11 protein-coding genes are annotated in these 12590 nt (G+C 51.3%); 1 reads left to right on the top strand and 10 read right to left on the bottom strand.

The annotated features are described in order from the left end of the window. The 10 genes from prfA to GX364_06395 all read right to left on the bottom strand — a co-directional run bounded on the left by prfA (position 1) and on the right by GX364_06395 (position 10334). Positions 1–1071, bottom strand: coding sequence for a peptide chain release factor 1 (gene prfA / locus GX364_06350; protein NLI70463.1), 1071 nt, complete (start codon positions 1069–1071; stop codon positions 1–3). Then, a complete protein-coding gene (locus GX364_06355) occupies positions 1052–1960 on the bottom strand; it encodes a DUF1385 domain-containing protein (protein ID NLI70464.1) in 909 nt (302 codons plus the stop codon). The genes prfA and GX364_06355 overlap by 20 nt, the downstream gene beginning before the upstream one ends. 97 nt (positions 1961–2057) lie before the next feature. Next, positions 2058–2255, bottom strand: a complete 198-nt coding sequence (gene rpmE, locus GX364_06360; protein ID NLI70465.1) for a 50S ribosomal protein L31 — start codon at positions 2253–2255, stop codon at positions 2058–2060. 316 nt (positions 2256–2571) lie between these two features. Further along, positions 2572–3477: a M23 family metallopeptidase gene (locus GX364_06365; protein NLI70466.1), complete on the bottom strand. Its 906-nt coding sequence runs from the start codon at positions 3475–3477 to the stop codon at positions 2572–2574. Positions 3478–3624: 147 nt separating this feature from the next. Continuing rightward, positions 3625–4938, bottom strand: coding sequence for a transcription termination factor Rho (locus GX364_06370; GenBank protein ID NLI70467.1), 1314 nt, complete (start codon positions 4936–4938; stop codon positions 3625–3627). Between the two features lie 56 nt (positions 4939–4994). Beyond that, positions 4995–5999 carry a sodium:calcium antiporter gene (locus GX364_06375; protein NLI70468.1) on the bottom strand — a complete coding sequence of 335 codons (1005 nt, stop codon included), beginning with the start codon at positions 5997–5999 and terminating at the stop codon, positions 4995–4997. Between the two features lie 391 nt (positions 6000–6390). Next, on the bottom strand, positions 6391–7995 hold the full coding sequence (locus GX364_06380; GenBank protein NLI70469.1) for a CTP synthase: 1605 nt from the start codon (positions 7993–7995) through the stop codon (positions 6391–6393). Between the two features lie 36 nt (positions 7996–8031). Then, positions 8032–8928 (bottom strand): agmatinase, encoded by an 897-nt coding sequence (gene speB, locus GX364_06385; protein NLI70470.1) that lies wholly within the window; start codon positions 8926–8928, stop codon positions 8032–8034. 45 nt (positions 8929–8973) lie between these two features. Continuing rightward, on the bottom strand, positions 8974–9819 hold the full coding sequence (gene speE, locus GX364_06390) for a polyamine aminopropyltransferase (protein NLI70471.1): 846 nt from the start codon (positions 9817–9819) through the stop codon (positions 8974–8976). Positions 9820–9875: 56 nt separating this feature from the next. Further along, positions 9876–10334 carry an arginine decarboxylase, pyruvoyl-dependent gene (locus GX364_06395; GenBank protein ID NLI70472.1) on the bottom strand — a complete coding sequence of 153 codons (459 nt, stop codon included), beginning with the start codon at positions 10332–10334 and terminating at the stop codon, positions 9876–9878. A 260-nt stretch (positions 10335–10594) separates the two neighbouring features. Between GX364_06395 and GX364_06400 the strand changes: the two genes are divergently transcribed. Further along, positions 10595–12589, top strand: a complete 1995-nt coding sequence (locus GX364_06400) for a PBP1A family penicillin-binding protein (GenBank protein NLI70473.1) — start codon at positions 10595–10597, stop codon at positions 12587–12589. Position 12590: the final 1 nt, after the last annotated feature.

Here is a 12590-nt window from a genome sequence, read left to right on the forward strand (position 1 = left end):
TTATTCACCCACCGTGGATAACAACCGGGCCTGATTGTTTCTGATCAACGGGTCGATGATCTCGTCCAGCGTGCCATCAAGAACGATGTCAAGCTTGTGCAAGGTCAACTTGATACGGTGGTCCGTGACCCGGTTCTGGGGGAAATTATAAGTTCTGATCCGTTCGCTCCGGTCCCCTGAACCAACCTGGTTTCTTCGCTCCATGGCCAGTTCAGCTTCCTGTTCCTGCTGCATTTTTTCATAAACCCGCGAACGTAAAACCCTCATCGCCTTCTCCTTGTTCTTCAGCTGGGATTTCTCATCCTGGCAGGTGGCCACCACCCCCGAGGGCAGGTGAGTGATGCGCACAGCCGATTGGGTGGTGTTCACGCTCTGGCCACCGGGTCCCGTTGAACAGAAAATATCAATACGCAGATCCTGGGGCTTTATTTCCAGTTCTATCTCCTCCATCTCGGGAAGCACGGCCACGGTGGCCGCCGAGGTATGGATTCTCCCGCCGGATTCGGTTACCGGTACCCGCTGCACACGATGGACCCCGCTTTCAAATTTGAGGCGGCTGTAAACATTCTTGCCTTCCACCGCGAAAACCACTTCCTTGATGCCCCCTATATCCGTGGAATTCATGTCCAGGAGTTCAATTTTCCAGTTGTTGCGTTCCGCATAGCGGGTGTACATCCTCATCAGATCGGCCGAAAAAAGGGCAGCCTCCTCGCCTCCGGTTCCGGCCCTTATCTCGATAATGACATTCTTTTCATCGCCCGGATCCCGGGGAAGAAGTAATACTTTCAAGCGCTCTTCCAGTTCCTTTTTTCGTGCTGACAGTTCGGATATTTCTTCGTTCAGGTATTCGACCATCTCCCTGTCCGGTTTTTCAGCCAGCATCTCCTCGGCCTGGGACAGTTCGTCCCGGGTTTTCTTGAATTCGCGGTATATGTTCACGGTCTCCGTCAGGGAAGAATGTTCTTTCAAATACTTCTGCCATAATTCCATCCGAGCCATGGTCTCCGGCAAACTGATTTTTTTCTCAAGCTCCATGTAGGTATTTTCCAGGTCATCTAGTTTTTTCAACATGTTCCTCAACCTCCTCTGCCGATGGCGGCCCTTCCATGCCCAGCAATGCTTTCAACGAAGCCAGAGCAACCTCTATCTGACCCCGGTCGGGTTCACTGGTCGTAAGTTTTTGCAGCCATAACCCCGGGTATGCAACATATTCAAGGCACCTGATCCTGCTTTTTGATGACCAGCGGATGATCTCGTAGGCCGTCCCGGCAACGACCGGCAACAGGGCCAATCTGATCAAAAAACGTTGCCACAACGAAGGCCAGCCAAAGAAGGAGAATAACAGAATGCTGACCACCATCACGATTAGCAGGTAGCTGGTTCCGCACCGCAGATGTTGGACACCGTATTTCTCCGCCTTTTCCACCACCAGCTCCTCTCCCGCCTCCAGACAATTGATCGCCTTGTGCTCCGCTCCGTGGTAGGCGAAAAACGCTTTGATTTCACCCCAGAGCGAGATGGCAACAATATACGACACAAACAGGGCTATCCTCAGAAGGCCCTCGGCCAGATTCAGTATCAGCGGATGATTGTTCAACGCGGGAAAGATGGATGGAAGATAACGCACCAGAAAAGTGGGCAGCAGGAAAAAAAGTCCAATGCCGATGGCCAGTCCCAGAAAAACACTTATGGCCGTATGCACGGGGCCCATCGCCTGATCTTCCCCTTCGAAAACCAGCTCCGTTGAAATATTCAGCGCCCGGACACCGATGACCATGGATTCGAAGAAAGCCACAATTCCCCGGAAAAAAAACCACCCCCAGAAGGGATGACGGTCTGCCAGGGGCGATAGTTTCTGATGGGATATGTTGATCTTTCCCTGCTGATCGCGGCAGGCGATGACCATCTTCTCGCGATTGCGCATCATCACGCCATCCAGAACAGCCTGGCCCCCGATCATTTCTTTTTCTTTCAACAGATTTTACCCTCCCGGAATAAAAAAACAGAGCCACAACAATTACATTTTGACACGCTACATTATCGGTGGCCCTGCATGGTTATATCCCATATTTACGTTTGAACCGCTCCACCCTACCCCCGGTATCTACAAATTTCTGCTTGCCGGTAAAGAAGGGATGGCAGCGAGAACAGATATCTATCCTGATGTTCTCCTTCGTGGAACCTGTCTCGAACGATTCCCCGCATGCACAGGTAATCTTTGCCCTGTAATACTTGGGATGAATCTCCGCTTTCATGCTTCTACCCCCTTTCCTTGCAATTACCGCAGATATCATAGCATACTGGTGATGATAAAGCAACGTTAAAAACGGCAGTTCGAGTCGCATTGCAGGATGCAGAAGGCGAGCTGGAAGAGCGGGGCTTGCAATCGATCCGATTTCCACCGGGAATGGGTTTATGGGGAAACAGCTGCCCGGGGCAGCAGAACGTCGGTGCCATCAGGAAGGGACCGTATCTTCTGGCATTCATTTTATACGGGATTGCCTTTCACTTTCGTGTCGCACGGAAAGAGCGGCTTTTTCTCTTTTCTGCCGTTGCAGAGGGGTAAACCGGTCAGGGAAGATATTTTATGGGATCCAGGCGTTGATCCTGGTAAATTACTTCGAAATGGAGATGAGGTCCGGTCGAATTGCCTGTTGACCCCACGCGAGAAATCTCTTCTCCACGGTACACTTTCTGACCCGGCTCGACCAGCACTTTGGAATTGTGAGCATAGCGGGTCATCCATTCCCCATGTTCGATTTCCACCAGCAAACCGTAACGACCCCGGTATTGATTGTAGAGGACAGTGCCATCGGCAGCTGCAACGATGGGAGTACCCGAAGGAGCTGCAATATCAAGGCCGTGATGGAATCCATCTTCCCGCCATCCGTAAGGTGAGCTGATTGTTCCTTCCAGGGGCCATATGAAAGCAGGTACCCGCGTTGATGCCCCCGAGGCGCTACGCGAACTCACATCACTGCGGTCAGCTGGAATGAACAATCGTTCCCCCTCCCGCAATGCTTTTTGCGTGCCCCGAGCCAGCCTGATTATTTCGTCTTTGGCCGTGTCATAAGTGGTAGCTATCTCATCGAGGGTCTCACCGGCCTGCACGGTGTGCACCAGACCGGTAGCACTCAACACTTCAAGCTCCTCGCCCGGGTAAATAAGGTCGGGATTGTCAAGCCCATTGAGGGAAATAATGGTGCGGATATCGGTACCGTATTTCCGCGCTATGTGGAATAACGTATCGCCACACTCCACGCGATGGGTGACGATTTCCAGCTTGTTTTCAGGCGCAGGGTTTGCTCTTGCCTCAATATAATTTTTCAGCTGGCCATAGTAGCGGGGTACAAAATTTTCAGAATGGTCGGAGCCGACCGCAAGAACAGTGCCCCCGTACAACAGCGTGCCTGCCACCAGCACCCAGGACAGGATTTTCGATATTTTGGCTTTACAGGATGCGTCACCAGAAAACATTCTATTGAACCTCCCGTCTGCCGTCTCCCGCCTCAAATATGGCACAGATACGACATAACATAGGATTTTCCGATAGTTTGCACCCATGTTTCCCAAAATATACCTTGATGTGGAAGATGCGTCCGGGATAAATATGCGGAAAAACGTTTACAGGCTGTGCATATTGCTCAGGAAATCCTGGTTGTGATTGGTCTGCTTCAATTTGTTCAGGAGCAATTCAAGAAACTCGGCGTTCGAGGAACCGCCCATCGCCCTTCTCAAAGCCCACATGAGTTCGATCTTGTCCTCATCAAGCAGAAGTTCCTCGCGTCGCGTTCCGGAGCGGGAGATGTCAATTGCGGGGAAGATTCTTCTGTCGGCCAGTCGGCGGTCAAGATGAAGTTCCATGTTGCCGGTTCCTTTAAATTCCTCGTAGATGACATCATCCATACGGCTGCCGGTATCTACCAGGGCAGTGGCAATGATGGTCAGACTGCCACCTTCCTCTATCTTCCGGGCAGCCCCAAAAAAACGCTTCGGTTTATAAAAAGCACTCGGATCGATACCCCCGGACAGTGTCCGCCCGCTGGGGGGGATAACGAGGTTATATCCGCGCGCCAATCTGGTGATGCTGTCCAGGAGAATAGCCACATCCCGTCCGTGTTCAACCAGCCGCTGTGCCCGTTCCCACACCAGTTCGGCGATACGGATATGGTTCTCCGGCCTCTCATCAAAGGTTGAGCTGGCCACATCTGCATTTACACTTCGTTTCATATCGGTAACTTCCTCGGGACGTTCGTCGATGAGCAGTATGATCAACTCCACCTCGGGGTAGTTTGTCGATATGCTGTTGGCAATCTCCTTCAACAACATGGTTTTTCCCGCTTTGGGAGGAGATACGATCAGTCCTCTCTGGCCCTTGCCGATCGGGATCAGCAAGTCCATGATCCGTGTGGAATATCTGGTCGGAGAGGTTTCCAGTATCAATTGATTCTCGGGGTGAATGGGAGTTAACGTCCCGAACAGGGGCCTTTTTGCCGCGGACTCGGGGTCTCCCCCGTTGATAGCCTCCACGAAAAGCAAGGCATGATATCTTTCGCTGTCCTTGGGCGGCCGTATCTGGCCGGATACGATGTCCCCCGTCCTCAGGTTGAAGCGACGGATCTGCGAAGCGGAAATGTAAATGTCGTCATCGGAGATGGAGTATTTCTGGCGTCTCAGAAAACCGAACCCGTCGTTCATGATCTCCAGCATGCCTTCAGCCAGCTCCTGATCCTTTGCCGCCTGTGTTCTGAAAGAAGCATCACGGCGAGACGGTTTGTAGGTTCGTGCTTCTTCCCGGGAATCCCGTTCCGCAACATGAGCCTTGATTACTTCCATAAGCTCTTTTTTCCTCAATAGAGAAATCCCCTTCAATCCCTCCTGCTTGGCGTATTCTTTCATTTCCGCCAGGGTCATACGTTCTATCTTTTCCAATTCCAAACCTGTTACCTCCTGTTACTATTTTTTATTGTTGAACTGCTAACGCCAACCTCCTCTCAAGGGGATGAGTTGGTAAAATACAGGAACAACAAAGAAACCAGGTAACCGATCACTATCGCTATCGAATCGTACCCCAATCCTGCAATCCGCCTGGAAGTACGGAAAACCAGGCCGAAGACAGCCATGGAAGTTATCATCACCACGAAGAAAATGGTTACAAGATGGCTTTTTGACACAGCCGAGAGCAACGGGCCTCCCGCATAGGCAATGTCGGCAAAGAACAGGATCACAAGATTGAAATAATTGGCTCCGAAAACGTTGGCAATAGCCATGTTGAACAGTCCCCGGCGTACCGCCGTAACCGCCGTAACCACCTCGGGGAGGGAAGTGCTCACCGCCAAAAAAAGAGTTCCTACAAATGTCTGCCCCAGCCCCGTTTCCCGCGCTATCATTTCAGCCGTGTCCGCCAGATTGACGCCGGCAAAAACGATCAGAATCCCTGCCAGGATGAAACCGACAACCGCAATGACAGTCCGTTCCCCTGAAATCGCTTTTGCTTTTTGATGATTGTTGATCAGATTTTGCTGGTCTTTCCTTTCATAAGAACTTATTAAGAAACTTCCGATAATATACAGAAACAACAGGATGAATGTATCAAACCCCACGCCAGATACCTGGAGTTCGAAGGGGAAAATGATGGCAAGGCCTGTAAAGCCGATCATCAACAACCCGCATGATGCCGTCATGACATGGTTTTTTTTGGCCTTTCCCAGAATCGTCCCCCGCCGTTGAAACAGATCGATGATCGCGATAATCGAAAGGTTAAAAAGATTGCTTCCCAGAAGGTTGCCGACTGCAAGGTCAGGTGTGTCTATGACGGCCGCCCTCAGGCTGGTTACCAGTTCGGGAAGAGATGTAACCAGCGGTAACAGAAAAAATCCTCCCCAGATGACCCCCAGTCCCAGACGCCTGGAAATCAATTCTGTACTGTTCGTCAGCCGAGCCCCAGCAACAACAATTATCAGTGCATTTATTATAAATTTGATCCATACTAGAAACATTTTTTTTCTCCGTTGTATACTAAGGGATCAGGCATACCATACGGGTAATTATTTGGATTGAGGAGTTAGGGCGAAGAGCCCCGAATTGTTTATTTTACCTGCTGATCGGGCTGTCCTCCCAGAAGAAATTATGAACCAATCCTTCCGCTTTTATGCTTTTACAAGGAATGAACGGGTATTCTTGTATCCCGATTGTGCGTAATGATGATTGTTAAATTAAATTTTTTTCTCCACGGCGATGGTCTGCTTTCTATATTCTATATTATTGATTGATACAATCATTCGGGAAATTTTGTTTACATGGAAGGCCATCAAGACAAAGTATGCTCACAAAGGTGCATTTCAACACAAAAAACATTTTTCCTTCTTTTGTGCAAATATTATTTTTTCTCTACTTGTTTTTGTGCTTCAGGGCAGCACCGGCAAATTCTCTGAACAGGGGATGGGGTTTCAACGGCCGCGATCTGTATTCCGGGTGAAACAGGGTGGCCATGAACCAGGGATGTTCCGGCAGTTCAACAATGTACACTTCCTGCTCTTTACCGGGTGAAACCCCGCTAAAAACCAGCCCTGAACGCATGAAATCTTCGCGATGTTTGTTGTTGAAAGTGTAATTATGACGGTGACGTTCACTGATGTCCACCCGTCCATAGATCCGGGCAGCCATGCTGTCTTTCTTCAACAAGCATGGCAATGCCCCCAGGCGTGCCACTTTCTTTCCGGGGCCCGCCTCGGGCAATCTGACGATAAGTGCATCGCTCCCATTTTCACAGTCATTGACAGAAATTGGCGCTTCCAGCACGTTTGCGGCCCATTCAACCAGGGTGCTGTACATGCCCACGCTTATTCCAAGAAACGGTATCCCGTTTTCACGTGCCCAGCGGATAGCTGCAATTTTCCCCTCGATTGCATCTTCCGCCTCCCGGTATCCCCCGGGTATGAGAACCCCGTTTGCATCCTGCAAGGTTTCGTTCACTGCATCCGGCTCTGCGGCCAGGTCGGCATCGTTGATCCACTTCAAATTGACCTTGCAGCGATGATAGAGGCCACCATGGCAGAGAGCTTCCGCTGCACTCCTGTAAGCATCTTTCAGGGATACATATCTGCCGACGAGAGCTATGGTTATTTCATCGCGGAGGACTTCCGCATGGCCCGTGGCATTTTTCCAGGCATCCAGACTTTTGGGGCCGGCTTCCAGTTGCAATTTTTTGACAACGATCTCATCCAACCCCTCCTGTTCCAACAGGATGGGGACTTCATAAATGGAATCCACGTTGCGATTCAGGATCACCTCTTCTGGCTCCGTATCACAGAAGAGGGCAATCTTTTCCTTGACATCCTCGGTCAGCCCGTGGCTGCTGCGGCATACAATCACATCCGGCTGGATACCGATACTGCGCAATTCCTTGACGCTGTGCTGGGTAGGTTTTGTTTTCAATTCTCCGGTAGCCGGCAAAAAAGGCAACATCGTCACGTGAATATAAAACACGTTATTCCGGCCGACATCCGTCTTCATCTGCCGGATAGCTTCAAGAAAGGGAAGGCTTTCTATATCACCCACCGTCCCCCCTATTTCACAGATCACCACTGCCGCATTTTTCTGGTCGCCAACTTCGATTATCCTTTCTTTGATCTCGTTGGTAATGTGGGGAATCACCTGCACTGTCCCTCCGCAGTATGCCCCCTTTCTCTCCTTCTGTATCACTGACCAGTATATCTTGCCCGCAGTGTAGTTGTTCGCGCAGGAAAGATCTTCATCGATGAACCTTTCGTAATGCCCGAGATCAAGATCTGTTTCTGCCCCATCACTGGTAACAAAAACCTCACCATGCTGGAAGGGGCTCATGGCACTGGGGTCATAGTTTATATAGGGGTCCAGCTTCTGGATGGTCACGGAAAGCCCCCTGTTTTTCAGGATACATCCCAGTGAAGCAGCGGTAATGCCCTTGCCCAGCGAAGATACAACTCCCCCGGTAACGAATATATACTTGCGCATTTCTTCCTCCTTGAATGAACTTGCAAGGGGCAGGAATCATTGCATTCGCCCATCGGCATGATTCCTCCCCCCCTCCAAGATCAAGATCGCTTCTCTTATTATCTTGGCTCCCAGAATGGTCGTAATCTGTCCATGGTCATATGCAGGATTCACTTCTACAAGGTCGAATCCGACCAGATTCAAATCCCGGATCAACGTCAAGGCCCGCAACAGGCACGTAGATGTAATTCCCCCCGGCTCGGGTGTTCCCGTTCCGGGCGCATAGGCAGGATCGACAACATCAATATCGACGGTAACATAAACGGGGCGATCTTCCAGCTCCTCGATGGTTCTTTTCAAAGCCGCAAGTATCCCCCGTGAAAAATATTTCGTGTTCCGGTCCGCCACGTCTACCTCGGCAGCATCTGCGGAACGGATGCCAAACTGGTAAATATGCTTGATTCCGCGTTTTACAATTCGGTAAATAACCGAAGCATGGGAAATTTCCTCCCCCAGGTACCGGGGGCGCAGATCAAAATGAGCGTCAAAATGCAAAACGGCAAGATCTGGATACCCATTGGAAAACAGCGCACAAACCGGAGCATAGGTTATGGAGTGATCCCCACCGATGAGCAAGGGTTTCTTCCCCTGCTTCACTATCTCTGTCACAACCTTCTCAACACGGAACAATGATTCTTGCGGATCGGCCGTGGGCAGAATCAGGTCTCCGAGATCATGGACCCGGGCAGACGAGAAGTCTGCATCCAGTTCCAGGCTGTAATTTTCCAGACAATCAAAAACCTTGCGTATCTCCTCCGGAGCAAACCGCGCCCCGGGGCGGTAGCTCGAAGTAGAATCCATGGGAACCCCAAGAATGACCGTCCCGGCATCTGCCCAGCTGAAGTTTTTCTCCAGGAAAGATGTTTTTCGTCGAAACCATCGGTTGCATATCATACGCTCCATGCTCTGCTCCTAAAGTAACAGCCGCTGTCATCTATATTATTTCTGCAAACGTGGCAATAAACCTTTAACAAATGGCGGCAAAACAAATGCACTTTCATGAATTTCCGGTGAGTAGTACCGGCATCCGGCAATCTTTCCCGCCCGTTTCATGGCCCGGGAATCGCCGGGATGATGTTTCCTGGATCCAAGCATGAAACTCCACAGGCCACTTGGATATGAAGGGATCGAGGCCAGATACAATTCTGCAATCGGAAACAACTCCTGGAAATAAGTAAAGGAGCGCGTGATCAGTTCTCCGTTGCAAAAAGGTGACTCTGTCTGGGCCACAAGGATGCCTTCCTCCGACAATGCACCGTACGCCCGGCGGTAAAATTCCTGGCTGAAAAGATCCGCTGATGGTCCCGTCGGTTCGCTGGAATCGATGATGATGATATCATACCTGTCTTCCGGTTGATACAGGAATTTGACACCGTCCTCGTAACAGATCTTCACCCGACTGTCGCCCAATGCACCGCTCGTTTTCGGCAGGTACCTTCTGCATGCTTCCACGACCTCGTGATCTATTTCCACGAGGGTAACCTGTTCGACATGCGGGTGCTTGAGCGCTTCCTGGACGGCACCCCCATCCCCGCCACCGATGACCAGTACTTTCCGCGGTGATGGATGGGTAGCCATGGGAACGTGGATAATCATCTCGTGATAAATGAACCCGTCTCCTTCACTGGTTTGGATATATCCATCAAGGACAAGCATGCGGCCAAAGGAAACGGTGTTGATTACCGCGATCTTCTGGTACGCCGACTGTTTATCCAGCAGGACGTCCACGACCCGGCAGCTCAGATTTATATCGGAGGTCTGCTCCTCTGTAAACCACAAGTTCATTCTCGGTGCGCCTTCCCGGCCTTGAAGCCGGTAGGGTTTCCTTTCCATGAATATTATCAGTACCACATCACCACGGCGGCGACCACTGCACCCACGTGTCTGACCCGATGTTCAATTCCCTTGACAACCATGTTTTCAAGATGAATAGCGCGGTTTTTGAACGCATCCTCTAGCATGGTTTTCACCACCGCTTCCGCTTCTTCCCGGCCCTCCTTCCCGGAATATTCCATGATCACTCCGAATGAATCATGCGTGAAGCCGATGCCGACAGCAGCGGAAATGATCTGATCGGGCATATCCGAGCAAGTGGTGCCGTAAGCGGCAGGAACCAGCGAACCTTCCGGAACAATCAATCCGGGTGCTTCCGCGGCAAAAGGCGGTAGTATGCTGGTCACCCTGACCAGGTTGATATTCCCGATTCCGGCTTCCAGAAGGGCACCATCAAAAGCAGACAGCATTGTTTTCCCTTCGCTGGAACCCAGGGCAATCTTGTATTTACGGGGTGTGGGCAGCATCCGGTTCACCTTCTTTGATGTATTGCCAGGAATTTTCACTTCCACAGATTATATCAGAATGCCCTTCAAAAATAAACCAGAAAACACCTTTGAATATTTTTTTTATTGGGCTTATTATATCCACCAGGAGGGACATACTATTGGGTTACACAGATTGATAGCCAGACGTATATACCGCCGCGCATTTGTTTTGGTTTTGCATGCCCGGGCGATCTTTCCCTGGCCAGGATTTTCTATGGCCGACATGGAAGGTGGAGAATGTGAACAGGAAAAGAGTCTTTGACTTCATTTTTTGTGCCTTTATCATCCTGCTATTGAGTTTCAACGGCGGCTGCGGCAAGTTGCTTCCCGAAAGCTACATGGGCCTGCCTGCCATAAAACAACCGCTAACGACCCGTATTTATTACAATGATGGGGAACTGATGGCCCAGCATTATGTCGAAAACCGTATCGAGGTGTCGCTCGAGGATATCCCCGAGGAAGTTGTGCAGGCTACCATTGCCACGGAAGATAAAAATTTCTTTCGTCATTTCGGCCTTGATTTTGCCGGTATAATCAGGGCTGCCTATTATGATTTCAAGAACAAGAAAATCAGCCAGGGCGGCAGTACCATCAGCCAGCAGCTGGCCAAGAACCTTTTCCTTTCCCATGAACGAACCTGGGAAAGGAAGATCAAGGAGCTTTTCCTCACCCTGAGGTTGGAACAGGTTTATTCCAAGGGAGACATCCTGGAAAAATATCTGAATACGATCTACTACGGCCATGCAGCTTATGGCATCGAGGCTGCTGCAGAAACCTATTTTGGCAAAAAAGCCTCGGAACTCAACCTGTCGGAATCAGCCATGCTGGCCGGCCTGCCGCGGGGCCCGCTCTACTATTCTCCTTTTCTGGATATGGACGCGGCACGCAAGAGGCAGGCTCACGTTCTGGGCTTGATGGAGGCCGAGGGTTATATCTCGGCAGCGGAAAAAAAGAAGGCCCTGGCGCAACCCATCCTTCTGAAACCACCGGACAGTACCGTTGAAGCCGGGTACCTGGTCGATTATATCATCAATACGGAACTGGTTGATCTCTGGGAACAGGATTCTTCCCTGCTGTCCACGGGGGGGCTTGAAATCCATACTTCCCTTGATCCGCGGATGCAATCTATAGCCGAAAAAATCATGAAGGAAAAAATACCTGTGAGCGAATCCGACCAGGAAGGTATCAGCCAACCCCAGGGAGCCCTTGTGGCTATCGACCCGCTGACCGGATACATCCGAGCCATGGTCGGCGGCAAGGACTACACGGAGACGATGTTCAACCGCGTCTTTTCCCTTCGTTCCCCGGGGTCCGCATTCAAACCTTTCGTCTATGCCGCCGCTCTGGAAAATGGCTACACTGCCGCTTCCAGGTTCCACTGTGAACCGACCGAGTTCTGGGAAGAAGGGATGGACGCCCCTTACCGCCCGGCAGATTTCGGCAACACCTTTCATTACGACACCTTGACCATGAGGGAAGCCATAAGTCAATCGTGCAACGTTATCGCTGTAAAACTCAATGCCGAGATCGGGAATAAAAAATCGATGGAGATGGCCCACCGCCTGGGGATCAGGAGCCCCATCGGCGATTACCTTTCGCTGCCGCTGGGGACATCCGAGGTTACGTTGATGGAGATGGCTTCGGCCTTTGCACCCTTTGCCAACGGGGGCTTCCGCATCGAACCGATGGCGGTAAAAAAAGTGATCGATCGCGAAGGAAAAGTGGTCTGGGAGACGGAACCGGAAAGGCAGCCGGTTCTCGACGAGGGTATCGCCTACATCATGACCGACATGATGAAAGGCGTGTTCAGGGAAGGAGGCACCGGTTTCCGCGCTGCTCATCTTCTTGATCGGCCGGTTGCCGGCAAAACGGGCACCTCCAGCAACACCAAGGATGCCTATACCATCGGTTATACCCCGGATCTCGTGGCTGGCGTCTATATCGGGCACGACCAGGGGAAATCCCTGGGAGCCGACGGGGGGCGCCTGGCCGCTCCGCTATGGGCCGAATTCATAACCGGGGCTCTGAAAGATACCCCGCCCCGCGATTTCAGCCGCCCTCCCGCCATGGTGGAGGTATCCATCTGCCCCCACACGGGCCTGAAGCAAAGCCCCTGGTGCCAGGCCGAGGGCTACACGGAGCTGTTTGTGGAGGGAACGGAGCCCGAACAATCCTGCTCCTATCCCGAATGTCATTCAACCCCCATCTACCCCTGGTGGCCGTGGTGGAGATAAA

It is taken from the genome of Bacillota bacterium (genome assembly GCA_012518215.1).
Taxonomy (GTDB): domain Bacteria; phylum Bacillota; class Dethiobacteria; order DTU022; family PWGO01; genus JAAYSV01.

Coding starts and splice junctions, on each gene's coding strand:
- prfA (NLI70463.1), bottom strand. CDS start 1,071: ATGTTGAAAAAACTAGATGACCTGGAAAATACCTACATGGAGCTTGAG.
- GX364_06355 (NLI70464.1), bottom strand. CDS start 1,960: ATGATCGGGGGCCAGGCTGTTCTGGATGGCGTGATGATGCGCAATCGC.
- rpmE (NLI70465.1), bottom strand. CDS start 2,255: ATGAAAGCGGAGATTCATCCCAAGTATTACAGGGCAAAGATTACCTGT.
- GX364_06365 (NLI70466.1), bottom strand. CDS start 3,477: ATGTTTTCTGGTGACGCATCCTGTAAAGCCAAAATATCGAAAATCCTG.
- GX364_06375 (NLI70468.1), bottom strand. CDS start 5,999: ATGTTTCTAGTATGGATCAAATTTATAATAAATGCACTGATAATTGTT.
- GX364_06380 (NLI70469.1), bottom strand. CDS start 7,995: ATGCGCAAGTATATATTCGTTACCGGGGGAGTTGTATCTTCGCTGGGC.
- speB (NLI70470.1), bottom strand. CDS start 8,928: ATGATATGCAACCGATGGTTTCGACGAAAAACATCTTTCCTGGAGAAA.
- speE (NLI70471.1), bottom strand. CDS start 9,819: ATGAACTTGTGGTTTACAGAGGAGCAGACCTCCGATATAAATCTGAGC.
- GX364_06395 (NLI70472.1), bottom strand. CDS start 10,334: ATGCTGCCCACACCCCGTAAATACAAGATTGCCCTGGGTTCCAGCGAA.